This window comes from Campylobacter canadensis (genome assembly GCF_013177655.1).
In the GTDB taxonomy this organism is placed as follows: Bacteria; Campylobacterota; Campylobacteria; order Campylobacterales; family Campylobacteraceae; genus Campylobacter_E; species Campylobacter_E canadensis.
In genome coordinates this window covers 1,668,194-1,694,039 of sequence record NZ_CP035946.1, presented here as the reverse complement: position 1 = coordinate 1,694,039, position 25,846 = coordinate 1,668,194, and the positions used below count along the sequence as shown (strand labels likewise).

Annotated in this window: 23 protein-coding genes and 1 tRNA gene; 11 read left to right on the top strand and 13 right to left on the bottom strand. The window is 25.9% G+C overall.

Annotated features, from left to right (window positions below):
* Positions 1-41: 41 nt before the first annotated feature.
* Both CCANL266_RS08170 and CCANL266_RS08165 read left to right on the top strand, forming a co-directional pair.
* The gene (locus CCANL266_RS08170) at positions 42-563 is read left to right on the top strand and encodes a phosphatase PAP2 family protein (RefSeq protein ID WP_172233906.1); all 522 of its coding nucleotides are present in this window, start codon (positions 42-44) and stop codon (positions 561-563) included.
* 22 nt (positions 564-585) lie between these two features.
* Positions 586-870 (top strand): lyase family protein, encoded by a 285-nt coding sequence (locus CCANL266_RS08165; RefSeq protein WP_172233904.1) that lies wholly within the window; start codon positions 586-588, stop codon positions 868-870.
* Positions 871-872: 2 nt separating this feature from the next.
* Here CCANL266_RS08165 and CCANL266_RS09840 read toward each other — a convergent pair whose 3' ends face one another.
* Positions 873-1,037, bottom strand: a complete 165-nt coding sequence (locus CCANL266_RS09840) for a restriction endonuclease (protein WP_224316087.1) — start codon at positions 1,035-1,037, stop codon at positions 873-875.
* Between the two features lie 45 nt (positions 1,038-1,082).
* Positions 1,083-1,376: a hypothetical protein gene (locus CCANL266_RS08160; RefSeq protein WP_172233902.1), complete on the bottom strand. Its 294-nt coding sequence runs from the start codon at positions 1,374-1,376 to the stop codon at positions 1,083-1,085.
* Between the two features lie 681 nt (positions 1,377-2,057).
* Here CCANL266_RS08160 and CCANL266_RS08155 point away from each other — a divergent pair.
* From CCANL266_RS08155 to CCANL266_RS08145, 3 genes are all read left to right on the top strand, one after another.
* The gene (locus CCANL266_RS08155) at positions 2,058-2,405 is read left to right on the top strand and encodes a Panacea domain-containing protein (protein ID WP_224316089.1); all 348 of its coding nucleotides are present in this window, start codon (positions 2,058-2,060) and stop codon (positions 2,403-2,405) included.
* On the top strand, positions 2,406-3,329 hold the full coding sequence (locus CCANL266_RS08150; RefSeq protein ID WP_172233898.1) for a hypothetical protein: 924 nt from the start codon (positions 2,406-2,408) through the stop codon (positions 3,327-3,329). It abuts the gene before it with no gap.
* Positions 3,330-3,524: 195 nt separating this feature from the next.
* A complete protein-coding gene (locus tag CCANL266_RS08145) occupies positions 3,525-4,604 on the top strand; it encodes an NAD(P)/FAD-dependent oxidoreductase (RefSeq protein ID WP_172234439.1) in 1,080 nt (359 codons plus the stop codon).
* Positions 4,605-4,658: 54 nt separating this feature from the next.
* On the opposite strand, the gene CCANL266_RS08140 is transcribed toward CCANL266_RS08145, so the two are convergent.
* Positions 4,659-7,100: a BspA family leucine-rich repeat surface protein gene (locus CCANL266_RS08140; protein ID WP_172233896.1), complete on the bottom strand. Its 2,442-nt coding sequence runs from the start codon at positions 7,098-7,100 to the stop codon at positions 4,659-4,661.
* Positions 7,093-8,571: a BspA family leucine-rich repeat surface protein gene (locus CCANL266_RS08135; protein ID WP_172233894.1), complete on the bottom strand. Its 1,479-nt coding sequence runs from the start codon at positions 8,569-8,571 to the stop codon at positions 7,093-7,095. The genes CCANL266_RS08140 and CCANL266_RS08135 overlap by 8 nt, the downstream gene beginning before the upstream one ends.
* Before the next feature lie 162 nt (positions 8,572-8,733).
* Between CCANL266_RS08135 and CCANL266_RS08130 the strand changes: the two genes are divergently transcribed.
* Positions 8,734-8,988 (top strand): autotransporter outer membrane beta-barrel domain-containing protein, encoded by a 255-nt coding sequence (locus tag CCANL266_RS08130; RefSeq protein ID WP_172233892.1) that lies wholly within the window; start codon positions 8,734-8,736, stop codon positions 8,986-8,988.
* A 22-nt stretch (positions 8,989-9,010) separates the two neighbouring features.
* On the opposite strand, the gene CCANL266_RS08125 is transcribed toward CCANL266_RS08130, so the two are convergent.
* From CCANL266_RS08125 to CCANL266_RS08110, 4 genes are all read right to left on the bottom strand, one after another.
* Positions 9,011-9,448 (bottom strand): PH domain-containing protein, encoded by a 438-nt coding sequence (locus CCANL266_RS08125; RefSeq protein WP_172233890.1) that lies wholly within the window; start codon positions 9,446-9,448, stop codon positions 9,011-9,013.
* Between the two features lie 346 nt (positions 9,449-9,794).
* Positions 9,795-12,776, bottom strand: a complete 2,982-nt coding sequence (locus CCANL266_RS08120) for a molybdopterin-dependent oxidoreductase (protein ID WP_172233888.1) — start codon at positions 12,774-12,776, stop codon at positions 9,795-9,797.
* A gap of 1 nt (position 12,777) precedes the next feature.
* Positions 12,778-13,824 carry an NrfD/PsrC family molybdoenzyme membrane anchor subunit gene (nrfD, locus tag CCANL266_RS08115; protein ID WP_172233887.1) on the bottom strand — a complete coding sequence of 349 codons (1,047 nt, stop codon included), beginning with the start codon at positions 13,822-13,824 and terminating at the stop codon, positions 12,778-12,780.
* Position 13,825: 1 nt separating this feature from the next.
* On the bottom strand, positions 13,826-14,548 hold the full coding sequence (locus tag CCANL266_RS08110) for a 4Fe-4S dicluster domain-containing protein (protein WP_224316076.1): 723 nt from the start codon (positions 14,546-14,548) through the stop codon (positions 13,826-13,828).
* A 95-nt stretch (positions 14,549-14,643) separates the two neighbouring features.
* Between CCANL266_RS08110 and CCANL266_RS08105 the strand changes: the two genes are divergently transcribed.
* Both CCANL266_RS08105 and CCANL266_RS08100 read left to right on the top strand, forming a co-directional pair.
* On the top strand, positions 14,644-15,336 hold the full coding sequence (locus CCANL266_RS08105; RefSeq protein ID WP_172233886.1) for a response regulator transcription factor: 693 nt from the start codon (positions 14,644-14,646) through the stop codon (positions 15,334-15,336).
* Entirely contained in the window at positions 15,321-16,916 is a 1,596-nt protein-coding gene (locus CCANL266_RS08100) for a sensor histidine kinase (protein ID WP_172233885.1), read from the top strand. Before CCANL266_RS08105 ends, CCANL266_RS08100 begins: the two co-directional genes overlap by 16 nt.
* Here CCANL266_RS08100 and traF read toward each other — a convergent pair.
* Positions 16,893-18,632: a conjugal transfer protein TraF gene (gene traF, locus CCANL266_RS08095; RefSeq protein WP_172233884.1), complete on the bottom strand. Its 1,740-nt coding sequence runs from the start codon at positions 18,630-18,632 to the stop codon at positions 16,893-16,895. The two genes, CCANL266_RS08100 and traF, sit on opposite strands and share 24 nt — an antisense overlap.
* Before the next feature lie 188 nt (positions 18,633-18,820).
* On the opposite strand from traF, the gene CCANL266_RS08090 reads away from it, so the two are divergent.
* The 3 genes from CCANL266_RS08090 (at position 18,821) to CCANL266_RS08080 (ending at position 20,652) form a co-directional block, all read left to right on the top strand.
* Positions 18,821-18,897 (top strand) — tRNA-Arg (locus CCANL266_RS08090).
* Positions 18,898-19,105: 208 nt separating this feature from the next.
* Positions 19,106-20,248, top strand: a complete 1,143-nt coding sequence (locus CCANL266_RS08085; RefSeq protein ID WP_172233882.1) for a tyrosine-type recombinase/integrase — start codon at positions 19,106-19,108, stop codon at positions 20,246-20,248.
* Positions 20,245-20,652, top strand: coding sequence for a type II toxin-antitoxin system PemK/MazF family toxin (locus CCANL266_RS08080; RefSeq protein ID WP_172233880.1), 408 nt, complete (start codon positions 20,245-20,247; stop codon positions 20,650-20,652). Before CCANL266_RS08085 ends, CCANL266_RS08080 begins: the two co-directional genes overlap by 4 nt.
* Before the next feature lie 151 nt (positions 20,653-20,803).
* Here CCANL266_RS08080 and CCANL266_RS08075 read toward each other — a convergent pair whose 3' ends face one another.
* From CCANL266_RS08075 to CCANL266_RS08060, 4 genes are all read right to left on the bottom strand, one after another.
* A complete protein-coding gene (locus CCANL266_RS08075; RefSeq protein WP_172233878.1) occupies positions 20,804-21,595 on the bottom strand; it encodes a hypothetical protein in 792 nt (263 codons plus the stop codon).
* A 142-nt stretch (positions 21,596-21,737) separates the two neighbouring features.
* A complete protein-coding gene (locus CCANL266_RS08070) occupies positions 21,738-21,926 on the bottom strand; it encodes a hypothetical protein (protein ID WP_172233876.1) in 189 nt (62 codons plus the stop codon).
* A 163-nt stretch (positions 21,927-22,089) separates the two neighbouring features.
* Positions 22,090-23,862 (bottom strand): dynamin family protein, encoded by a 1,773-nt coding sequence (locus CCANL266_RS08065; protein WP_172233874.1) that lies wholly within the window; start codon positions 23,860-23,862, stop codon positions 22,090-22,092.
* Entirely contained in the window at positions 23,859-25,826 is a 1,968-nt protein-coding gene (locus tag CCANL266_RS08060) for a dynamin family protein (RefSeq protein WP_172233872.1), read from the bottom strand. The genes CCANL266_RS08065 and CCANL266_RS08060 overlap by 4 nt, the downstream gene beginning before the upstream one ends.
* Between the last annotated feature and the right edge of the window lie 20 nt (positions 25,827-25,846).

Here is a 25,846-nt window from a genome sequence, read left to right as displayed (position 1 = left end):
GGGGGTAAAATACGGCTTTTATGTAATTTTAAAGGCTGTATATGAAAAAAATTATAATATTTTTCGTAATTTTATCAAATCTTTATGCTAATATTTTTACAGATAAAGAAAAGGCTAGAAAGATAGGCGATATAGTGCAAATTTCTTTGCCTTTTTATGCAATTGTAACTACTATTTACAATGATGATTTTGTAGATGGTGGTAAAAATTTTTTAATAAGTTTTGTAAGTACTCAAGCTAGTGTAGAAATCTTAAAACGAGTTGTAAGAGAAGAACGACCCAATAAATCAAATAGTCTATCTTTTCCTAGTGGTCATTCTGCTGCTTCTTTTACATCGGCTTCTTTTATTCATAAAAGATACGGATTAAATCAAGCAATAATTCCTTATATTTTAGCTACTTATGTTGGATATTCTAGAGTAAAAGCTAGAAAACATTACACTCATGATGTAATAGCAGGAGGATTATTAGCTGGTATGATTAGTTATTTCTTAGTAGATAGAAAAATTAGTATAGAAAGTGTCAATAAAGGTGCGATTATAACTTTTAATCTTAATTTTTAAATTTATTATTAATAAATATATATTGCATATAAAATATAAATTATTTAAAGCTTTATATGATAGTGTTAAAAGTGAAATTAAAAACATACAAAAGAATGTAGCTATAAAAAAATATAGAGCAAAAAACTTTAGTTTAGCGGAAGCAATAAATGAAAATAAAGAAATTAAAAGTCTTTTAAACACTGATGAAATAAAAGCCGTATTTAACAGCGATTATCATCTTAAAAATGTAGATAAAATTAAGAATTATAAATTCTTATTTCAAATTTTTCAAAAATTATGGAATTTAAAACAGGAATATAAGTGATTTTATAAAATATTATTTATATTAGTAGCTTCTTTGTATGCTACATTAAACAATTTACAGTGCTTTTTATCACATTCTATTTTATGATTTTTATTTTTTATTCTATTAAGCTCACTTAAATTTCCTTTAGTTTCTACTACAAAATAAACTTTATTATCTTTAGCTATTATTTAATCAGGATTATAAACACCTAAAGGAGTTTGGATTTTAAACTAATTAGTTAATTTTATAAAAAGTTTGATTTGTTTGTGCTTTTTATAGTGCTGTAAAAATTCTTTTTCTATATTAGAATTAAGCATTATTATATTATAAATTCTTTTTGAACTTTTGTTTAATTCATCGGTCTTGTTATGCTCCAGCCCAACAGTAAGCAATAATGCTTTGGTTTCATTGATTTTATTGCTAACTTTTTCACAAAAGTTTTGTGGATTATTAAAAATAGTATTAAATACATTATTATTTATTTTTGATAAAATTTTTACTACACTTTTTAGTGATACCTGCATTGTTTGAAATTATTTCAATAAAATTTGGCAAAATTTCATATTTTTTATCAATGATTAGCCTGTTAATTTCTTTTATATTAATAACTTCTTTTATATTTTTATATCTATTTTATTGATTATAGTGTTTGATTTTTCTAAATTTGTAAGATTATTATGGGTGCAGTATAGCTTATATAATAATGTTTTTATTGGCATAGATAATATTTTATAAGTTACATGTATTTTTATTTTCTAAGTTAGTTTATATCGTTTGCGTTATTAGTTTATTTGTCTTTATAAGCTTTTGAGGTATTGTTAAAATTAATTTTTTATATTTAATATCTTTATTTATATTCTATACTAGTTTTACTAAATCAATTTTTGATTTTATTCAAATATATTTTTTGAAAATTTTAATTAAATTCAATAGTTTTTTGTAGTTTATTTAAATAATTATTTAAAGCATTTTACATTATAAAATACTGAGCTATTAGTGTTTTTATTATGTAACTATTTGTTTGTATTTTACTATATTTTTTATAAAGGAATAATTATAATTAATCATCAATTAAAGCTAAAAAGTGTATAATCTAATAAAAACATTGTAAGGATAAGTAATTGAAAATATATGATTTAGCATCGTATATCGTTAATAGATCTATAGCTCTTGGGTTACCAGTAAGTAATTTGAAGCTCCAAAAAATGCTTTATTTTATCAATTTGATATATCTTGGAAAGTATAACAAGTTTTTGATAGAAGATTTGGATGACTATCCGTTTGAGGCTTGGCGATATGGACCTGTTATAAGAAGTGTATATGATAGATTTTCTTGTTATGGTGGGATTCCTATAGGGCTTGAGCAACCACATTGTGATGTTGATAATGAAGTGTCAGAATTTTTAAATTACAATATAGATAGATTGGTTAATATAGAACCGTGGAGGCTTGTTGAGTGGAGTCATATGCCAGATGGTGCATGGGATAAGACTTGCAAAAATAACGATAGTGTTATAAGTAAAGAGCTTATAAAAAAAGATGCAGGTTTATAGATGGATTTAAATGATAAACTAATAGAAAGCATTAAAAATACAGAACCAGTTCAGTTGACTAGTGTCAAAAGCTATACTAAAATATTATTAGATATTTTGAAAAAATTATCTGATGATAAAGTTTCTGAAGATAATTTTAAAGATATTGCCAATACAATTAAAACAATATATAAAAATAATGATTTTAGGCATAGTTACTCGGAAATTGGTGTATTTGTCAAAGATAATTTTGCAAGCATGGAAATTATTATTAATAATCTAACAGAAATTGAAAAATATATAGACGATAAGATTGAAGGTATAAGGAAAAAATTTATTAAACTTATAGATCACATAAATTTAGAATATAATAGGTTAAAAGACTTTCAAAGTACAAAAGAAAATATAAATGAAATATTAAAATTTAAATCAGAATTCAATAGCTTTAAATCAGAATTTGATAGCTTTAAATCAGAATTTGATATAATAAAAAGTGATGCTAATAATTTAAAAAAAGAATTTATAACCATTTTAGGAGTTTTTGCAGCAATTTTCATGGTATTTGACAGTGGGTTGAAAATAGAGCTTGAATTATTGAGTTTTATCAAAAATGATGATAAAATTTTATTAATTATTTTTATTGCTATTTTTACTTTATTTTTATTGTTATCTTTTTATAATTTTATATCAATCATATATAAAAGTGATTTTAAAAACCAAAAAACACAAGCTGAAATAACAAAAGATCAATGGATAAATTTTCATTGGGTATTGATAAGACCTTTAAATGTATTTATTATTTTTGTTATATCAGCATTATTCTATACTTTACCTATAAAAGATAATGATGATATTGAAAGTAATATTAAAAAAGAGGTAAGTCAAAAATCACAAATTAAAATAGAAACAAATAATATAAATCAAGAAAATAACGAAGATAAGTAAGGTAAATGATTATAGGCATTTATTTTAATTTAAAAAATAATAGTTGCAAATTTTTTGAATAAAACATGTTTATTTAAAAAGACTTTTATATTACTATACACATAAAATTAAATTAAGGAATTTATTTCGTGTATTTTAATGTAAATTAAAGTAAAAATCATTTAAAATTTATTAAATAATTTTAAAGGAGAGGTTATAAAAAAAATTGTATTTTTAGGTGCTGGGTATGCGAATTTAACCCTAATTAAAAAGATTAAAAAGAAAAATCTAAGCAAAGCAGAATTTATACTAATAAACAATAACCCATATCATTATAAAACCACAGAACTACACAAAATCGCAGCAAGAGAAAGCGAAAAAGACATAGTAATAAATCTAAAAAGCATACTACCTAAAGATGTAACTTTAATTTGCGATAAGGTAAAAAGCATTGAAAACGGCAAGGTTGTTTGCGAGAATGCGAATTATGATTATGATGAGCTTTATGTTGGGCTTGGTGCGAGCATAAATACCTTTGGCATTGCTGGGCTTGATGAGTGCTTAAATATAATAAATTATAAAAACGCTTTAAATACTGCTGAAACACTTTATAAAAATCTTGAGCTTTATGAAAATAAAAATGTAATTATTTGCGGTGCAGGGCTTAGCGGAGTAGAGCTTTGTGGCTCAATCGCTACAACTTGTAAAAATCTAGGAATTAGCATTAATTTATATTTGGTTGAAGCAATGGATGAGATTTTGCCTGTTTATGCTAAAGATTTAGCTAAAAAAGCTAGAAATTATTTAGAAAATCTAGGAGTAAAAGTTCTAAGTTCTCATAAAATCATTAAAAAAGTTGATGATAAATTATTCTTAAACGATGAAAATAATTATATAGAAGCTAAAACTATAATTTTTACAGCTGGAGTTAAGGGTAGTGAAGTGATTGCAAATAGTGGTTTTAATCACAAAAATAATAGAGTTTTAGTAAATGAATATTTGATGGCGCCTAATTTTGATAATTGCTATGTTTTAGGAGATTCGGCGATTGTTTCAAATTTCGCACCTACTGCACAAATTGCTTGTAAGCAAGGAAAATACCTAGCAAAAAGACTAAATGCAAAGTTTGAAGGAACTGAATTTAACGAACCTTTTAAATATAATGATAAGGGTAGCATTTGTTCAGTCGGAAAAGACTATGCAATAGGCGTTATTTTAGGCAAAACTTATAGTGCTTTTATGGCTAAAAGTCTTAAAAAATTAACCGAAGTAGAATGGAGCGAAACGCTAAAATAAATACATAAATGTATTTTAAGAATTTGAAATGCTTATTTTACATTCCAAATAGCTTTATCTATAACTATCTCCTGGTTTAAATACATATTCATCTCTTATAATGTTTGTTAATTTTAGTTTAACAACCCTTGAATAAGATTTTGCTCCGTTTAAAAAATTAAAAGCAAACATCAATGAATTAGTGTTGAAATTAATTTTTTTATCAAATAAAAGCGTATCAGCAAACATATCGCTCATATCTTTAACCTTTGAAGTATCGCTAAAATTTACATTTGAATTAAATCTTTCGCAATTTTTAAACATTCTATTCATTGTTGTTACATTTGCCGTATTAAAATTAAGCTCTTTATCAAAATCTCTTGCATTTTCAAACATTCTTTGCATTGTTGTAGCACTTCTTGTATCAAAATTAAGTTCTTGATTGAAAACTCTTGCATTTTCAAACATAGATGAAAAATCTTTTATATTTTCAGTATTTAAAGTGATTTTTGAATTAAAATTATGCGTAAAACTTAAAAAATTATTAAGTGATTTTATATGCTTTGGCAAATTAAGATTAATCTCTTGATTAAAACTTAAAGCTCCTGAAAAAAGACCATTTATATGAACGGCTTGTTTTATATTAAAATCAAATTTTTGATTATATTTGCTCGTACTTGCAAACATATATGAAAAATCTACCACATTGCAAGTATTAAAATTAAGCTTTTTGTTAAATTTTTTTGCGTTATAAAACATTGAGCTCATATTAATAACTCTTCTAGTATCAAAATCAAGTTCTTGATTAAAACTATATGTATCACTAAACATCTTGCTCATATTTCTTACCTTGCTAGTATTAAATCTAAGCTCTTGGTTAAAAGAAAACGCTCTACAAAACATACCAGCCATATTTATAGCATTTGAGGTGTTAAAATTAACCGCTTTATTAAAGCGATTTGCCGTACAAAACATAAAGCTTAAATCTTCTACATTATCTGTAATAAAATCTAGTTCTTTATTAAAACTACTTGCATACGCAAACATATAGCTCATATTTTTAGCGTTTTTAGTATTAAAATTAAGCTTTTGATTAAAACTACTTGCACCCTTAAACATAGCAGAAAAGTCAGTTACATTAGAAGTATCAAAATCAATTTCCTGATTTAAATTCTTTGCATTTTCAAACATTTTTCTCATACTTGTAACTTTGCTTGTATTAAGATTAAGTTTTGCATTAAAATTAGTACAATTTCTAAACATTTTTGAAACATCTATTAAATTAGTAGAATTATGTAAATTAATATCACTATTTAATGCCGTACAATCGCTAAACATAGCACTAGCATTTCTTGCTGAACTAAAATCAAAATCTATTTTTTGATTATAGTTTATACAACCACTAAACATCTGGCTAAAATCTTCTACATTTTTAGTATTAATCCTTAGTGCTTGATTAAAATTCTTTGCATTCATAAACATAGCTTTAAGGTTTTTTACATGAGAAAAATCCCAATCATTAATAGCATTAAAATTACTTCTAATGCTATCTTTAAACAAATAACTAAGGTCATCTACTAAACTAATATCAATTTGATGAAGCCTTATATCTTCATCAATTAGTTTTATTAGTTCATCTTTATTTTTAGGTTTATAAATCATATTATTATCATTTTCAATAGTATTTGTTTCTTCAGTATCTTTTTCGCCATAAAATTTCTGTGATAAATTCATCATAAAATTATTTATATTTAAACTCAAATTTAAAGGCAAATCATCATCATAATATTTTTCTATTTGTGCAAAATATTGCCTTTGTATATTTGTCATACGATTTATTTCTTGACTTATATTGATTTTAACTTTATGAGTTTTTGGTTTTGTTGTTTTTAGTGTTTTATTTGTTGTTATGTGTGTTAAATTAGTTTTTGTTTTAAACTCATCTAATTGATAATGCGGCTTTACTGCTAAGAGTTTTTTTATAAATTCATCATCTTTTATACTTTTATGTAAAAAATGTAAAGTGTGTGGCAAACAATCACAAAAATTATCCTTGTAATATTCATTAATTCCTTTTGCTTTATAAATTAGCATTGCTTCAGCTTTTAGCCAAAATTCTTTACTTTTTTTAAGCCTAGGGCTTACATAAAAACCGTTTTCTATATTTGCATACATCGCTTTTAATGCTAATTCTTCATCGTCTTTTAATCTTTTGTCTGCAAACATAAAAATAGGATAATGTCTATTATCTTCATTTTTTAATGCGTATAAAATCAAATTGCGTTCATTTTTTAATCTATCGCTTGCAAGTGCTAAAGCAAAGGGCTCATAATATACTGCTAGTTTTACTACCTTTAAATCATCTCTTAGATTTTTTGAGCAAAATTCTAAAGGAAAATTTTCATATTCGTTTTGCTCGTAGTCTAAAACAAATTTTTTATTATCAATATTTCCATAATATTTACATCTTAAAAGCTCTTTTATAAAACGGATTTGCTTACTTGCATACTCAATCATTTTTTGCCTTTATTATTGTATTTTTTGGTATTTTATATTTTATCTTATCTTTATTTAAATCCCCACTGCCTTGTAAGATTACAAATTCTTTACTTTCGTTAATAATTTTAATTCTAGGACAGTTATTAAACATTTCTTGCATATTTTCTGCATTAAATGTATCTAATAATGGCACCTTGCTAAGATTTTTGCACCCTGCAAACATTTGCTTGTAGTTTTTCACATTTTTTGTATTAAAAGTGATTTTTTGATTAAAATTACTTTGTCCTAAAAACATTGCTTGCATATTAATAGCATTGCTAGTATTCCAGTTTTTTAAAGGTTTAAAATCAAAATCATTACTCAATTTATCTGCAAATAAATAGCTAAAATCATCAATTTTACAAACATCTATCATGTCCAAACTAGCATTAAATTCATAAATTAGCCTTTTTAATTCATCTTTATTTTTAGGAATAAAACAATTATTTTTAAACTCCATATTTAATAGTTCTTCATCAGTGTTAGCAAGATAAATAAGTCCATCAATATACTCAATTTTATGTGTATAAATCTTGCTAACTTTACTATCATTACGAAGTTTTAAAAGAGTTTTTGCGTCTATATCATCACGCTTATAACCTTCAAAATTTTTGATTTTATAATATTTGTTACTATTATGAATTCTTATTATTTTTTTATCTAATTTATCACAACCTATAAACGCTGTATAAAAATCTACATCTTCTCTAAACGCAATATCTACATGGCGTAAATTATTGCAAGATAAAAACATAAAGCTAGTATAAAGTAACTTGCTAAAATCAATATCAAGAGTGATTTTTGCTCTCATTTCATAACAATTGCTAAAAAGTTCTTTTGCTTCTATTAAATCATTTGATTTTATTAATACATCACTATTTAGATTTGATGAGTAGCTAAACATTGCATTTGCACTTTTTAGTTTTGGCGCAATAAGTCTTATTTCTTGATTTAATTTATAACAATAACTAAGCATTTCATCAGCGTTTAAAAGATTAGCAAATTCGTAATTTATCTTAACATTTAGCTTTTTACAATTTTTAAAAAGCATAGAAGCATTTTGTATATTTTCACTATTTTTAAAACTAATTTTACTATTTAAATTTTCACAACCATAAAACATTTCGCTAATATCACTAGCGTTTTTTACATCTAAAACTAAGGCTTGATTTAGTTTTTCACATGCAAAAAACATCTTGCTAAGATTATTAGCATTGCAAGTATTAAAAGTGATTATCTCATTAAAGTTACTTGCCTTAGCAAACATTCCTTCAAAGCTTTCAACCTTGCTAGTATCCCAAGTATTAATACCATCAAAATTAGATCTTGTGGTATTGTAAAAAAGATAGCTCATATCAGTTATTAAGCTTGTGTTTATATCGGCTAAATTGATAGATTTATTACTTAAAAGCTCTTTTAGTTCTGTTTTATTTTCTGGAAGAAACTTCATAAAAATCCTTTAAATCATTTAATAATTTTATAATACAAAGTTTTTCTAACTCTTATTTTAAATTCCATTTAATTTTTAATGTAAATTAAAATAAAAATCATTTAAAATTTATTAAATATTTTTAAGGAGAGTTTATAAAAAATGTAATTAATTGAGGTGTAGATGAATAATACTAATGAAATTGAGCTTACTTTAAAAAGCGAAGCTAAGTTTACGAGTGCAACTAAACTTGCTTTAAGCGATGGTGTAATTACAAGAGTTGAAAAAGGTTTTAAAGATAGTCGTGGCTTTGCTAGTATAGGGGCTAATTTTAACTTAGGAAACAATACGAAATTTAGCCTAGATACTGAAAAAACATTCAGTGGCAAGTACAACACAAATTATAATATAAACGCAACTTTAAGATATTCGTTTTAAAAATAAGCCTTAGAAATAGGGCTTATTTTGATAATTTATTTTCTATGTATTCATCTACTTTTCTTTTAAAATCAATCGGTGTTCCGATAAATGGAATTGGAGCAGCTGAACCAGCACCATTTATAAATATTGTGCCGTAATTAAAAATCCTGCCAAGAATTCCTTGATCAACTCTAATACTTTCTATTTTTTCTAATCTTAGCTCTATTGTATTTCTTCTAATCAAGCCAAATTTTGCTATAACTTTTTTATTTGTTAAAGCAAGTTCTGTTGTTGTAATGGTTATATATATACGAGCAACAAGAAATAAAATAGGAACAATAAATAAAAAGCTTGCATTAAAACAAAGAATAGCTAAAACTAAAATAGCAAGCAACTCAACCACAAAAGCAAAAATACTAACCTTTGCCTTCATAACAACATTCTCATCTGTGCCTAAAACCTGTTCTACATAAGACATAAGAATTCCTTTGAAAAAATTAAAAAAAGCATTATACCCCCCCCCCATTCTTAACTTTAACTTAAATTATAAAAGTATTTGTGCTTAATTTAATTTACATTACAATTTAAAAATAAACTTTATTATGAACTAGCTATTAAAGTTAAAGAAGTTTCATAATGCACATAAAAGTTTGTAAATATGTATTGCTTGATAGTATATTTATGAACGAATAAAGTTATAGATAAATAAGGTAATTCTTTATAAGTTGAAAGTTTTAATTTTTAAAAGTAACTATTATTCCATAAAAAAGATTTGAGAATGAATTTTAATTTATCCTTAAGCCTAGTTAAGCTTAAGGATAAAATTATATTTTTTCAATTTTTACTGCAAGGGCTGTTCTAGCGTTTGAGCCTACTACAAAATCACTAATTCCTTTATATTTTAATCTGCTAATATCATCAAGTCCTAAGCGATTATAATAAACGCCTGTTTGCCTAATCTTTTTTGCCTTAATTAAAACATTATCAATAATCAAATCTCTAGCTCCTTCTGCCCTTCTTGCACTTGCATATTCTATGCCTATTGCATTAGGATAAATACCTTCTTTTAATCTTGCGTAGGCAATAATGCTACTATCTTTTGTGCTTATTTTAATCTTATCAGCATTTTTAATATTATATTTTTTAGCAGTTTTTGTATTAATATCTGCGTATGTTGCGTATTTTATTTCTTTTAAAATATCTAAAGTAGCACTAGCTGATGAAAAAATATTAGATTTATAGCTAAAGGCTAAAAGATTAAATTCTTTATTCATTTTAATCATACTTCCATCAGCGTAGCTTTGTGGGTAATATTTTACGCTGCCATTGTATCTTTTGCCTGTTAAAGAATTAATGCTAGTTCCTAATTTTTCATTATAAATAGCTATTGCTTTTGTATAAGAATTAGATAAGGCATTATTTTTGTAAGCTGTATTCTTTTTAGCAAATCTTCCACCACGACTCATTAAAAAAGCCACCTTACGCCACTTATCTTTGCAAATCTTTTTTAAACTATCTTTATATTCAAGCAAGGAGCTTATTTTTAACTCTTCATCGCTTATATCGCTAAGCTCATCTTCATCCATAGCTACATTTAAAAAGGCTCTTAAATAAAAATCTTGTGGTCTGTCTAAATCATAAAAATTCCCTTCATTATCCATAATTGCATTTTTACCAAAGGACGGTAATTTAAGTGCTTTTGCAAGTTCTATTATAAAGCTATCCATACAAATGCTTTCTTGATTTTTAAATGTATCATTAGGAGATTTTACTATGGGGTATCTTAAATGCGTAGTTTTGGTATTATAAGCTGCCCAAGGTGATAATACTCCCCAAGTTTCAAACAATACACTATCAGGCACAATATAATCAGCATAAATGCTAGTTTCATTTATAAAAGGGTCAATTGCTATAAATAAAGGAGCAGCTTTTGAAGGGTCTTTTAATAAAGCAATTACATCTTTATTATTATTTTGACCATAAACTATATTAGCTCCCCAAGTAATCAAGGCTTTTAATTTATAAGGATAAGCATTAGCGCTACTGCTTAAAACTTCATTTTCTAAAGCGTTTGTAAAAGCAAACCATTTATCTTTTGCTGGGTATGGATTTTGATTATTTTTTATTTTATTTTTAAATTCAGTGCTTGTTTCATATGCTTTTCTTGCTCTATCAATTCTTGTACCAAAAGGTTTTACCTTACCTTTATAGGATAAAAGATTAAAACATTTGCCATTAAAACTTGCGTACTTTCCACCGCCAACGCTCATTCCGCCTTTATGATTTAAATTACCAACCATAGCACCAAGCATCATAATAGCATAGGCTGTGTAAAAACCTGTTGTATGCATTGTGCCACCGTGACAATCTGTTGCTACACATCTACCATAAGAACAAAATTCTTTTGCTAGTTCAAAAATTATTTCTTCTTTAACATCGCATATTTTTGCATACTCTTTTACACTTTTTAAAAAAGAATTTTCTTTTAAAATATTAAAACTAGTTTGAACTTGATATTTTTTATTTTTATATTCAACTTCTCCGTTAAAATCCAAAATTGCTTGCAAGACAAAGTCTGCTTTTTTTACTTTATTATCTACGCTATCAATAACTAAAATACTACCTTCATCTTTTAAAAATTCTTTATTTTTATCTTTACAAACTAAATAGCTTGCATTAGTAAAACTTACATCATTTAAGGCTATTTGTGATTTTAAGCTAGGTATTTGTAAATATTTTTCATTATAAAATTTATTTTCAATAATCACCCTTAGCATAGCCATTACAAATGCTAAATCCTCACCTGGTTTTATAGCTATCCAGCGAGAATTTTCATTTACTGCAAAGCTATCAGCATTTGTTAAATTAGGGGTTACACAAACATATTTTAAATTATTATAAGTTCTTGCTTGTGCTAAAAGATGAGCTTGTCTTTTAAAAGGATTTCCAGCTTGTGCTGGTGCTGTGGCGATATTTAATAAAAATTTACAATGTTCATAATCAGGTTTTAAATGTGCATAAGAAGTAAAATCATCCAAATAAGCAGCTTCTCCTGCCCTCATAGATAAACCACATATAGCAGTATGTCCTAAATAATTAATAGTTCCAAAACTTTGAGCAAATCTATGTGTTAAAAAATTTTGCCTTCCTTCATCAGCTGTACCTAAAATACATAACTGATTTGCAACAGGTCCATAATCTGGGTTATTTTCATCAATAAGTTTTTTAGTATTACAAATACTCTTAAGTCCATCAACATAACCTTCGTTAAATAAATTTCCACCATTTACAATTTCATTAATCAATTCTTCAATGCTAATGCTTTTCCACTTATTTTCTCCACGCTTACCAACTCTTTTTAAAGCCTTTGTTACCCTAAATTCATCGTACATTTTATGATGAATGCTACTACCTCTAGCACAACAAGTTGAGCGTGAATTTAGACTATTTATATCATTTAGTTTCAAAAAGCTATCTTTTAAGGATACTTGCATATCAAGCCAAGGGTCGCTTGAAAGAAGGCTGTATGGATTTCCAAATGTTTTTATGACTTTATTGTTATCTATTAAGGCTCTAACAGAACAAAATGTTGTACAACCATTACAAAGGCTAGTTGCAATGCTAAATTTATCATTAAATTTTACAGTGTTGTTTTCTATAAAAACTTCGCATTCTAAAGAATTAGTAGAAATATTATCGCTAAATTCATCATTAGTAAAAATCTTTTTTATTGTATTTTTATAACCTAAAGCAGCAGATAGGCTTAAGCTAAGTCCTGATGTTAATAAAAATTTTCTTCTTTTCATCTTATTTTCCTTTTAAAATATTCTTATCAAAAATAGCTAGTACAAAGCAAAATAAAGCTAAAAGCAAAGCATAATTACTCGCAATACTTATAAACGAAGATAAATCTAAGTGGTATTTTAAAAAAGATGTTGTTTGCTTGGGAAAACTTTGAGTTTTTATTATTAGATTGTATCTAAAAATAAATGTCCCAATTAAGCTTAATAGTGCTGCAATAAGTATCATAAAAATATTGTTATAAAACCTAAAAGCTATAAATATAGGTAACAATAAACAAAGACCCATATCAACAAAAAATAACATAAAACTTTCTTTTTTTAAAAAAATCTGTAAAAGCTCTTGGCTTTGAGTATTGAACAAAAATAAAAAGCTAAACCAAAATATTTTTAAAATAAAGTCAATACAGGCGCAAAGGGCTAGGAATTTAATTAAAGTTATGTAATTTGTTATGCTTAATTTTTGTTTTAAATAAAAACTCTCATAAAGAACTAATAATATGATTAAAGTAGCACTAGCGCTAAATAAAGCTGATGCTAAAAATAAAACTGGCATCAAGGCTGTATGTGTAAAAATAAAAGAGTTTAATATTGCAATTAAATAAGCAGTATAAAATTCTATTGCTATTGCTAAAATAATTCCTAAAACTCCTAAGTAAAATATATTTTTTTCATACTGAAAATTATTTTTTTTACAAAGAAAAAAAAGCTGCATTAGGCTAATAAAAAAATAAGATATTAACAATAAAACACCCCATTTCATAGGACTTGTAAAAAAATTTTCCCAACCATAAAAAAATACACTTAAAAGATTAGATGGCTTACTTAAATCATCAATTAAATTAAGTGGTGCAACTATTAAAAATGAAAAAGATATTAATAATGCAAAAAAACTAAAAGACTTAAATGCGCTCTTTTTAAATACAAAATACAAATTCGCAATGATGAAACTAGCAGCACTAATGCCAGTAAGAAAAAAGTAATTTACAATCATAATCCCCCAAGGACGCTCAGGGCTAATATTAACTAGGCTATGAATTAAATCTACTTGCATATTATTCTCCTTTGCTTTGCCATATTGATGTTTGATTTTTACTTTTTAAAATGCCATCTACATCATCTAAAGAAAAAATATTATCGCTTAATTGCCCGTTTAAGCCTATGTAATAAACATTAGGTTTTGTTTTGCTACTTTGTTTTAAAACAGAGCTTTGATGTGTAGCTAATAATTTAGAAATTAAAGAAGAGCTATCGTTTAAATCTCCTATAATTCTTGCTCCGCCAACGCAATTTTGCACACAAGCAGGAAGTAAATTAGCATTAAGTCTATGAAGACAAAAATTACATTTATCCGCTACCTTTGTAATTGGGTTTATAAATCTTTTATCGTAAGGACAGGCATTTACACAATATCCACAACCCCAACAAACACTAGCATCTACAACAACAATGCCATCTTTTCTTTTAAAAGTAGCACCTGTAGGACATACGCTTATGCAAGGTGCATTGTCGCAGTGATTGCAAAGTGATGGTAAAAATGCCTTTCTTACATTAGGATAAAGTCCTATTTCAAACTCGGCTACATTAGTTCTAAATTTATTAGCTGGAGTTTTGTTTTCTATCTTGCAGCTTACTGTGCAAGAATGACAGGCTACGCACTTTCTTAAGTCAATAAGCATAGCGTATTTTTTATTTTCTTGCTTTGGTGTTAAAGCATAGCTTTTAGCTCCTAAGGCTATTGCAGCTGATTGCTTTAGAAAAAAACGCCTTTTATTCACCTTATTCTCCTTTTTAATGTAAAATTAATATATTTTAAATATATTTTGAGAGAAAATAGAGAGATTTAAAATATATTTTTCTAAAGGCTATTAAAATGAATGAATTAATAAATATATTTAAACATTTAACCGTGCTTAATGTAGAAGATGAAGAAGAAGTAAGAAAGGCTTTAAGTGCTAATTTGTCATTATTTTTCAAAAATGTTTATGAGGCTAAAGATGGTAAAGAGGCCTTAGATATTTTTTATGAAAAAAAACCTGATGTTATATTTATGGATATATGTATTCCTAAAATTAATGGTATAAAAGTGCTAAAAGAACTTAGAAATAATTATAAAAAAATCCCTATTATCATTATGAGTGCTTACAATGAGCAAGAATACTTTCTTCAAGCAATTGAGCTTAATATATGTAAATTTTTAATAAAACCCTTTAGTAAAGATGATTTTTTAACTTCTTTAAAAAATGCTGCTAAATGGATGTATGATTACACTGATGAGTATAAAATAATAATTAATAAAAACATTATTTACGAGCCTTTAAAATCAAGCATAAGCTATGAAAATAAAACTCATATATTAACAAAAAAAGAAAAGCAAGTATTTGAATATTTATTAAAGCATAAAAACTGTGTAGTGAGTTTTGAGCAGTTAGAATTTGAGCTTTACAATGATAGTAACGAACATAAAGACGCTTTAAAAGCGGTTATAAAACAATTACGAAAAAAGCTTCCTAATAAAATTATTAAAAACATTTTTGGGGTTGGATATCAATGCCTTTGCGAATAAAATCTTTAAAATTATCTACAAAAAACAAAACTATGATATTAGTTCTTGCCTTGTTTTTATTTACTATTGTTATCTTTAGCATTTTAAGACAAGTAGATATTAAGCAGCTTATAGCCTTATCTTTAAAAGATTATAAAGAGCAAGTAGAGTATATTTATAAAACAGTATTAAAAAAGAGCGATGAATTTTATGAAAGCCGTGCAAAAGCAAATTATAAATCTCAACAAATAAAACATTTTTTAAAAGAAGAAAATGCCAAAGAGCTAAAAAAATTATCTATTAATAGATGGAATATTTTAAAAGAAGAAAACCCCTATTTAATTAATATGAAATTTTACAATAATAAAGGTAACTTAATTACATATCTTGGTAGTTTAAATAAATCACATAAACCAAATGAAAAAAATTATTTTTATCTTGAAGACAACAAGCTAAGTTACCACATAATAACACCTTTTTTTGAAAAAGAAAAAATAGTAGCCTTTATAGAATTTTCATTTGAAGCTGATTATATTATTAAACAAATAAAAGAATTTTCTAATTTAAATGCGCATATTGTTTTTAATAACAAAGGCAAAGATAATATAAATTTAATAGAGCATATCATAAATTTAAATAACAAAGATGGAAAAAATATTGCTAAAATGGTATTTTATCAGGATATAAGTACGCAACAAAATAATATTAAAAATACTCTTTATGAGGCTATTGCTATATCTATTGCTTTAATGTTTGTTATTATTTGTATTTTGCATTTTGGTTTTAAAGTGCTTATAAAAAAGTTAGAGTTAAGTGAAAATTCTTTAAAGAATTTAAACTTAACTCTAGAGCAAAAAGTACAAAATGAATTAGCAAAAAGACTAGAGCAAGAAAAAATTCTTATGCAGCAAAATCGCTTAGCAAGTATGGGCGAAATGATTGCAAATATAGCTCATCAGTACAGGCAGCCTTTAGCTACTCTTAGTTGTATTATTACCCATATTAGCTTACTATATGATTTAAATAAATTAAATAAAAGTGAATTTAAAAAACAAGAACAAAAAGCACAAGATTTAATCATACATATGTCAAAAACTATTGATGATTTTAGAAACTTTTTTAAAAGCGATAAAATAAAAGAAGAATTTAATCTTATAACAAATATTAATAAAGCATTAAATCTTATAGAACCTGCTTTGCATAATCATAACATTAATATAATTTTTGATGAAAAAGATGAAATAAAAATTTATGCTTATGCAAATCAATTTTCACAGGTTATATTAAATATTTTAGCAAATGCAAAAGATATGCTACTAGAACGCAAAGTTAAAAATCCTTGGATAAAAATATATTTACAAAACTTAAAAGAAGAAGTTATTATAAATATAGAAGATAACGCCAAAGGTATTAGCATAAAACCTATTGAAAAAATCTTTGAACCTTACATCAGCACAAAACACGCTAGTAGTGGAACTGGAATAGGGTTGTATATGTGCAATGTAATTATTAAGGATAATTTAAAAGGCAGCCTGTGGGCAAAAAATACCCAGCAAGGCGCCATATTTAGTATAAAATTACCAACTATAACTACCGCCTAGTTTTAAAGTAAAATATTGTGGTAGCTTAATATTTTTTGAACATACATTATTAGAGCATTGCGCAGTTTTAAAGCTACTTTGAATGCTTAAATCAAAGAAATTAAATACATTCATACCAGCAGTAATTATTGCACCTTGATCTTGCTTAAAATCATACATCAAACCGCCACGAACATTAAAATTCTTAAAAATATCCCATTTTACACCAGCGCCTATTGTTTGAGATTTAGGATAATTAAGCGATAGGGTTTTGTTTGATAAAAGGTCTAAATCCATTGCAAAACTAAGGTCGTTTAATTTATAAGCAGCACCGATACGAACTTGCGGATTTAAATGTGTAGCAGTATTTTTAGATAATTTTACTTTAGGATTATTTATGTTTTTTATCACCATAGCAAGATTTAAATCATCTAATGAATAAAGCACACCTAAATCAAGTCCTATTGTGTGAGTGTAGGTTGGGTCTTTTAAGTCATTTTTAAAATTAATTTTATTAATACCATTTAAATCAATATTTACATTTTTTCTAATATCATAACCAGCTGCAAAAATATATTTAAAAGTTGTACCCAAACTTAAATCACCGTATGTTAAAGCAAACTCATCAGCGTAAGCAACAGGTACTTCAAGTAAAGCTAAACTTCCTGCATTAAGTGCGTGATTAACTTGCTTGTTTAGTGCTGATGATGCTTCAAATTCTTCTTTGGTGCTTGAAATTGCGTGCATTTTGCCATCTTTTATATCAAGTTTTATATAAGTTTTATTATCGCTTAGTTTTACTATTAAAACATTGTGATTAGGGTCTAAAGCAGCATTTGCATTGGCATTAAGTGTAGTAAAAATACCAAAAGAAATCGCCCCACGATTATCGTTTTTTGCAAAGTTATAAACAAAACCATTTTGTGAAATTATTCTAATATCATTTTTGCCATTTGCGCTATCATACACAACGCTAATATCACTAGCAGTTTTATCATCAACCAAATTCGTTAAGTCAATATCGCCTAAATCTGTTAAAAATGTTCCTATATCAATTGCACCATTGTTATCTTTTGAGCTTTTATTTACAATATCAAGAAATTTAGTTGAATCAGTAGCACTTATTATATTGCCAAGTAAAGCCGCATCAACATTGTTTGTTTCTAAATCATTTTTAGAATTTTCTGTTGATTTTAGTAATTGTTCTGTTAGTCTTTCTTCTATAGATGGGTCATTTTTAGCTTTTTCTTGAATATTTTTAATTGCTGTTTCTAAGCTAGTGTTTTGTTGTCCGTTTGTACCTTCTAGCGCCTTAGCTAATTCGCTAAATTCATTATTTGTATCCTTATTGTTTTTTATAAAATCACTAACTACAGGAGAAAAGTTACCATATTTATTATTTGTTGAACTTGTATTATTAGCAGCTGCTAACACATTGTTGTTTTTAACAAAAATATTTTTAACCTTTTCAAGTTGATTTTTTAAATTATCATCAGTGTTTTTATCAATTTTACTTAATTCAAAAAGCTTATTTTGAGAAAAAGAAATTCCAAAACTATAAGCAAAAGAATCTTTACTTTTTGTAAGCAATGCTGGGTTGTAATATAATGCAAAATCGTTATCTTCTAAAGCAACTCCAGCTCCACCCATACTAGTAGAAATATTACCCATATAACCAAATTCTAAAGCTTGTAAATAAGCACAAGCTAACAAACTTAACAATAATTTATTTTTCATTTAATTTCCTTTAAAATCAAAGATAATTTATTTTTTACTAAAAATCAACATATTTAGCCTTAAACATCAGCTTAAAAGTTAAAAATTTATTATTTTTATAAACTATACTCATAAAAAAAAGCTTATATTACTACAAAATACTTTAAGATAGCTTAATATTATATTTTTTAAGATAAAATGCACACTTTGTCCTCATAGCTCAGCTGGATAGAGCGTAGAATTCCTAATTCTAAGGCCGTGAGTTCGAATCTCGCTGGGGACACCATTCAATCATTTTCCCTTAATTTTATCTTTTTATAAAAATACCGTTTAATCCCTTTAAATACGATATTTAAGCCTTGTTAAAAACTTTAGTATTCTATATTCTTTTATAATTATTTATATAAAATCCGTATAATTTTGGGAACAATTTTGGGAACACTTGGGATTTTTATAAAAAATCACTTGGGAACAGTCATAAAAAGGGGAAAGCATTGACAAATAAGCAAATACAAGCATTAAAGCCTAAAAGCAAAAGATATAAAGTAAGCGTTTATAATAATATTTATATTTATGTGGGAACAAATGGGAACAAAACTTTTTATTATAGATACAATGACAACGGCAAGGATAAAATCAAAAAGCTAAATAATTTTAATATAAGCTATGGAATAGAACAAGCCATCAATGACTACACTAAACTAGCTGAAAATATTTCAAGAGGATTTACTAAAACTATAAATAAAAGTTTGAATGATTTATTTGATGAGTTTTTAGCAAGTAAAGAAAAGGCTGTAACTGATAAAACTTACAAAAGATATATTAGCACCTTTAGGATATTTGAAAGCTTGAAAAACAATAACCTAAGTGATTTAAAAGCTTTGCAAATTGTAGAGTGCTTAAAGTCTTGTGATAAGAAAGAAGCTTCATATCGTGCTTTTACTTTGATTAATCAATTATATGAATTTGCTATTTGTAACGGCGATGAGGTTATAAATCCACTAGCTAAAGTAAAGCCTAGCGTATTGCTTGGCAAAAAGGATACAAAAAATTATGCAACCCTTACGAATGATGATGATTTAACAAGGCTATTCACAATAATACGCACTGCTAACACTAATATATTATATAAATACGCTTTGATTTTACAATCTCTTACGGCTCTAAGAACTCAAAATATTAGGGCAATGCGTTGGGAATGGATTAATTTTAATGATGGCTTTTTGTCAATACCTAGCGAACAAATGAAAACAAAAAAGCCTTTTTACTTGCCTTTAAACTCTCAAGCATTAAAAATCTTAAACTTTATGAAAGCAACTTTAAAAGCTGATGAGATATTCATTTTTCCTAGCCGAACAAATAAAAAAGAACCTTACATAAGTGATAACACTTTAAGAATAATCCTAAGGCGTGGTGGCATTACTAAAGATGAATTTACCCCACACGGATTTCGTGCAATGTTTAGCACGATAGCTAACGATAATAATTATTCAAGCGAGATTATAGAGCTATGTTTAGCCCATACTGTTGGTGGGGTAAAAGGTATATATGATAGAAGTCATAAGCTAGAAGCTAAAAGGGAATTAATGCAATGGTGGGGAGATTATTTAGAGAAGTATATTAAGGACTTTCTATGAATTACGATGAGTGGAATGAAATAAAAAAGAAAACACATAACAATACTAACAAATATAAAAATATAAAAGTCGGAGAAGTTTATTGGGTCAAAGTTGGACTAAATATAGGTAATGAAGTATATGGCAAGGGTAAAGACTATGCTAGACTTGTACTAGTGATTAATAAGCTTTTTGATAGTGCTGGTAATAGGCTGTTTTTAGGTGTGCCACTAAGTTCTAGAATATATGAAAAGGCTAATAAATATCGTTATGTTTTTGATAGTAATGGAAGCTTACAAACTGCTTTATTATCTCAAATTAAAGTGTTTGATAATAAAAGAGTTATGTATCAAGCTAAAATTAAATTGCTAAAGAATGATTTTTTAAATATAAAACAAATACTTATAAATGAAGTAATAAATTAACCCCACACCTAAAAGGTGGGGGAAACCCGAGCCATTATCTTGCGATAAGGGGGCGACTAAGCCAACAAGGCTGAAACATTTTAATTATAGTGTTTATTTGGTTAATTTGCAAAGCCATAGTAAATAAATTAAAATAAAATTTATTTCCGTATTAGGGAGCCATTAGCTCCCAACCTGCGATTTGTTCTCCATCTTCAATAACCCATTTATTATGAATAGGCGAACATACGCTATCAGCTCTTTTTATTTTTAGTTCTTCAATATGATCTGTTAGTCCCCAATATTTAATTTTTTTACCAAGCAAATAATCAATATTACTCTCATATTTTTTAATACAAGCGTGGTGCGCGATTGTTGCTAATTGATTTAAGCACTTTGGCTTATTTGTGCCTAAAATATAAGAAACTCCATTATTGATTTTAGTAGCTAAGTGTTCGGCGATAAATAAAAAATCATTCTTATTCATAAGCAACCACCCACGCTCTGCCAATGCTTTCTTTAGCTCTTGGCTTGGCTTATCATAATCAATCTTGTTTTTATGTTCTAGTTCGCACTCTAAAACCTTGAGCTTTAACTCATACTTTTCTTTCTGCTGTGCTAATTGTGATTTATAGCCTAGTGCAACTCGCTTATTTCGTTTTTCTAGGTTTGAGATGCTATTATTTAGGCTTTTTAGTTTTTCTTCGCTTTGTTCTCTCAATAGCCTTGCTACTTTTTTACGATATTCTTTTGCTTTGACACTTTTAATAAAAAAGCCTAACATATAAACGCCTTCTAAAGTCCATTTGGTTACTTTTGATTGAAATCTAGGATTAATATCATAAAAATAATGAACGTTTTCTAAAAACTCATCATTGTGATTTTTAAAATGTTTTCTTATTGTATCGCTAGAAGTTGCATAAGCTCGTGCGACGTCTGTGGTTTTTAAATCTACTGGTAACATAATCATCTCCTAATTTAATATTTTTAAGAGATGATTGTTTAATTTTATTTAACTATTTTTTCCCTTTTTCGGATTTGGGATAAGAAACCATAAAGCGATAGCTAAAATTGCTCCACCTATAGTAATTGTTTTGTAAATTATATCAAGCGTTTCCATCTTTACCTCCTTTGTAAATACAAATAGAACCGATAGCAATACAAATTATAACTGCTGTAATACTCCAATAATTAAAACTTTCATCTTTTAAAACAGGTGTAATTATTGCTAGAGCAAAAATTACCTTTGCAAAATCAAATGAAAGTTTTCCTAATTCTTTTAATAAATCTTTCATAGTAAAAATTATAGCAAATAAAATTAATTAACAATCATCTCTCTTACTTTTATAAAGTTTAAAGTAATTATTTTTAAAAAATGTTATTTTATAAAGAAAATAAAGTTTTTTTAATATTGAGAAAAGCAGGTTTTTTGTATAAAAAATCCTTAAATTATTTTATTTATAAAAATTTTACAAAGCAATTAAGTATTTTTTCTGCTATGTTTTGAACCTTGTTTTGTCTATTTTCTATACTTTTTATATGCTTGTTTAAAATCCCTTCAAGCTCTTTTAAATATTCTTTTTCTAGTTTATATATTTGTTTTTTGTTAATTAATAATTCTTCAAATTCATAAAAAGAACAATCATTTAGCAGTCTTTGATAAATCTCATTATCACTAGGCAAATATAATTTAAATTCTTTACTGTTTAACTCGTAAAATTCACGGCTAGCATTAATTTTTTCATAAAAAAACGATAAGGCAAGTTTTGTTGCATTTTCATAATTATTTAAAGCTTTTATATTAATTTTCTCAAAAAGTTGATTTAAACTTAGTTCATATTTGTAAAAGGCTTTTTCATAATCATTTATTATTAGTTCATTTAAAGCCTTAAATAAATCATCACTAATTGCATAAAATTCAGCTTTAACTAAATCTTTATAATTTTTATTAATTTCTTTAGTTTTCAATATATTTAGCTCTAAAATAATATTTTCTAGTGGCTGTTTAAAATTAAAAATAATATTTAAAAATTCTTCATTTAATTCTTTTTTAATTTTCAAAAATTGTTTATTTATTAAATCTTTGTTATAAAAAATATTTAAAAATGTATCATCAGGTAAGAGTGTTTTATATGAATATTCATTTTTACTAAAGCAATCTTTATGCAAAAACGAGTCTTTTTTTGTATAAAAAAAGGCAGTTTTTTCTTTAAAATTATTTACAAATTCATTTGCTATTGTTTTTGCCATACTGCTTAAGGCGTTTAAAATATTTTTATTAAATTCTTCGTAATTTGCATTAATATTTTTAGAATTCTCTAAGTAACTTTTAATTTTATTTTTTAATTCATCTAAACTATTGTTTATATTATTACTTATAGAAAGTAACTCATCTTTTATAATACTTAGATTATATGTGATATTTTTTCTTTTTATTTCTTCTTTATTTAAAGATAATAAAAAATCGTAAAAAGCATTTATGTTAGAATTAGCATTATTTTCACTTGCTTGCTTGCAAGAAATAAGCTCAATTTTTTCAAAGTATTTAGAAAAAACATTTTGCATATAGCTTTTTAATCTATCTTGCTCATCTTGATTTAACTTATCTTTTTGATTAATCAAACATATTTTTTTAATATGAGATTCTAAAGATTTTATAGCCTTTTCTTCGCTTAATTTACCTGCACTTTCTGCAAGACATAGCCAAATTAAAGCATCAAAAGAAGAAAAAAGTTCTTTTGTAAATTCTTCATCTTTGTTATTTGCATTTAAACCAGGTGTATCAATTAAAGTAACATTTTTTAATATTTCGTTATTTGTATAAATACTAATACTCTTTAAACCAACAATATCTTCATTTTGGTCATTTACAAAAGAGCTATCTAATTCACAAATTTTATTTTCAAATTCTGCTAAAACTAAATCATTTTTTGCATAATTAATATAAGTAGCAACCACGCTAACAGGTCTTGCACCGGTTGCTAAAATATCTTTTTTAAACAATAAATTTAAAAGAGAACTTTTACCAGAGCTAAACTGCCCAATAACACCTACTTGTAGTGGTTTTTCATAATGAAATTGTTCTTTATAAATTAAATCAATACATTTTTTGCTAAGCATCAAATTAGGATTGCTTAAACTTAAAGCTAGTCTTTTTAAATCACCTAAAAAATTGTTTTCAAAACTAAGGTTATATTTTTCTTTATACTCATTTAATACTTCTTTTATCATTTTAATTTCTCTTTTATTTCTTGTAATTTTTCTATTTTTTTAATATTAATATTTAATAAATTTTCATTATCAAAATCTGTATTTTTTACTTCTTCAATATGATATTTATTAAAAAATTCTTCCTTCAAAAAGCTATTTATGTTATTTTTTATATCCGTAAAGTTAAATAAATTTAAATTAATGTTAGTGTAAATTGCATTAAGTTTATTTTCTATTTCATTTTCCTTGTCTAATAAAGAAAATTTATCTAATATGCTAGAAAGTTCATCAAAAATCTCTTCTAAAGCTAATTTATCAAATGTTATCTTAAAATCTTTTTTAATATCTAAATTCTCTTTTATTGCGTTAAAATCATTTAAAATTATATTTTGCATACTTGAAAAACTTGCATTTAAAAGGTCTTTAAAACCCTGCATTATAACTCTTTTTGCAAGCTCGTTAGAATAATTTTTATCATAATTTAATTCATCAAAAAGTCTTGAAGCTTGATTTTTTGCTAAGAATTTAAGCTCATAATAATTAAAAGAATATTTTTTACTTAAATAATCATTTAAATTATTTTCAAGTTTATTTTTTTCTTCTATTTTTTTAAGATTTTCTTCTTTTATTTGTCTAATTTTTTCTAAAAAGTCGTTTTTATCTAAAAGTAAGGAATTATTAATATTTTCTAAATAATGAAGCTCTAAATCTATCAAATTTATAAATTTATCAGCTATATTTTTTGTAAAATCATAAGAGCTCATACTGTTAAAGCAAACATCGTTTAAATAAGCTTTTAAAGCATTTATTTCGCCTTTTTTCTTATCTTTTTTATAATCATTTACACTAAGACAAAAAAGCTCATAGTTTATATTAATATCTTCTTTTTTAAGCTCATTGTTAAAGCGAGTTTTTACATAATCTTTTAATTTTATTTGCTCATCTAAGCTGATTAAATCACTTTTTGTAAGTGCTAACACTAGTTTTGAATTTGGGTTATTTTTTGCATAAGTTATTAAAAAATCTAAATCTTTTATACTAAGTGCTTGAGTAGAGCTCATTAAATATAAAACACAATTAGCCTTTTTTAAAAATTCTTTACTTGCTTGTTCACGACTTATTACTACATCATCAAGACCAGGGGTATCAATAATGCTTATATTATTTTTAAGATATTCATTATCAAGATAAATATTAATATCTTTTACAAAAATACTCATTTTTGAATTTGCACTTGTGTAATTATAAAGTTCGTTAAAATTAGTTTCAACGCTTTTAAAAGCCTTAAAATCCACGCTAAAGATTTTATTTAGCTCTTCATTTAAACTAGCTTGAGTTTTTAAGGCGTTAAACTCGCTTTCATTATAAAAATTAACCTTGATATTTTCATTTCCATAAGAAATTATGCTTAGATTTGCAGTTTCAGGTGCGTTTGAAACGCCCAGAAAATCACGCTCTAGCAAGGCGTTTATAAGGCTACTTTTGCCAGCATTAAAAATACCGCTAAAAGCAATTTTAAATTCTTTATTTTCAAGCTGTTTGTAAAACTCATCAAGTTTGTTTTTTAAATCAGCGCTAAGTAGATTTTTAAGCTCGTTGTAAGCGTCTTGTAGCTTATTTTTTTCATCAATAAAATGATTGCTAAGCTCAATTTTATCATCTTGTTTTGCGGTGCTTAAGTAGCTAAAAATACTATTTTTTAATTTTAAGTCTTTTAATTTTTCAAGATAATAGCAAAGTTCATTCGGATTTAATAAATTATCTTTAATAGAATTTAAAACCCCAATTTGCAGCATTTTTATTTCATAAAAATTATCGCTTTTTAAAAATTCTTTGTAACTTTTTAAGCTTAATAATTCTTTATAATTTTGCTCATTCGCACATAAAATTAAAGCTGCAAGTTCAGGATTAAAAATATTATTTTTATATTTATAATCCAATACGCCCAATAAATCGCCCCAGAAATCTTGTAATAACTCTTGCAAAAAAATCCTTTAAATAAGAT

Excerpts from the sequence above, each read along its gene's own strand:
- CCANL266_RS08120 (WP_172233888.1), bottom strand. The coding sequence starts at position 12,776 with ATGAAAAGAAGAAAATTTTTATTAACATCAGGACTTAGCTTAAGCCTA.
- CCANL266_RS08170 (WP_172233906.1), top strand. The coding sequence starts at position 42 with ATGAAAAAAATTATAATATTTTTCGTAATTTTATCAAATCTTTATGCT.
- CCANL266_RS08075 (WP_172233878.1), bottom strand. The coding sequence starts at position 21,595 with ATGTTACCAGTAGATTTAAAAACCACAGACGTCGCACGAGCTTATGCA.
- CCANL266_RS08070 (WP_172233876.1), bottom strand. The coding sequence starts at position 21,926 with ATGAAAGATTTATTAAAAGAATTAGGAAAACTTTCATTTGATTTTGCA.
- traF (WP_172233884.1), bottom strand. The coding sequence starts at position 18,632 with ATGAAAAATAAATTATTGTTAAGTTTGTTAGCTTGTGCTTATTTACAA.
- CCANL266_RS08140 (WP_172233896.1), bottom strand. The coding sequence starts at position 7,100 with ATGATTGAGTATGCAAGTAAGCAAATCCGTTTTATAAAAGAGCTTTTA.
- CCANL266_RS08130 (WP_172233892.1), top strand. The coding sequence starts at position 8,734 with ATGAATAATACTAATGAAATTGAGCTTACTTTAAAAAGCGAAGCTAAG.
- CCANL266_RS08135 (WP_172233894.1), bottom strand. The coding sequence starts at position 8,571 with ATGAAGTTTCTTCCAGAAAATAAAACAGAACTAAAAGAGCTTTTAAGT.
- CCANL266_RS08105 (WP_172233886.1), top strand. The coding sequence starts at position 14,644 with ATGAATGAATTAATAAATATATTTAAACATTTAACCGTGCTTAATGTA.
- CCANL266_RS08100 (WP_172233885.1), top strand. The coding sequence starts at position 15,321 with ATGCCTTTGCGAATAAAATCTTTAAAATTATCTACAAAAAACAAAACT.
- CCANL266_RS08160 (WP_172233902.1), bottom strand. The coding sequence starts at position 1,376 with ATGCAGGTATCACTAAAAAGTGTAGTAAAAATTTTATCAAAAATAAAT.
- nrfD (WP_172233887.1), bottom strand. The coding sequence starts at position 13,824 with ATGCAAGTAGATTTAATTCATAGCCTAGTTAATATTAGCCCTGAGCGT.
- CCANL266_RS08155 (WP_224316089.1), top strand. The coding sequence starts at position 2,058 with ATGCTTTATTTTATCAATTTGATATATCTTGGAAAGTATAACAAGTTT.
- CCANL266_RS08080 (WP_172233880.1), top strand. The coding sequence starts at position 20,245 with ATGAATTACGATGAGTGGAATGAAATAAAAAAGAAAACACATAACAAT.
- CCANL266_RS08125 (WP_172233890.1), bottom strand. The coding sequence starts at position 9,448 with ATGTCTTATGTAGAACAGGTTTTAGGCACAGATGAGAATGTTGTTATG.
- CCANL266_RS08065 (WP_172233874.1), bottom strand. The coding sequence starts at position 23,862 with ATGATAAAAGAAGTATTAAATGAGTATAAAGAAAAATATAACCTTAGT.
- CCANL266_RS08150 (WP_172233898.1), top strand. The coding sequence starts at position 2,406 with ATGGATTTAAATGATAAACTAATAGAAAGCATTAAAAATACAGAACCA.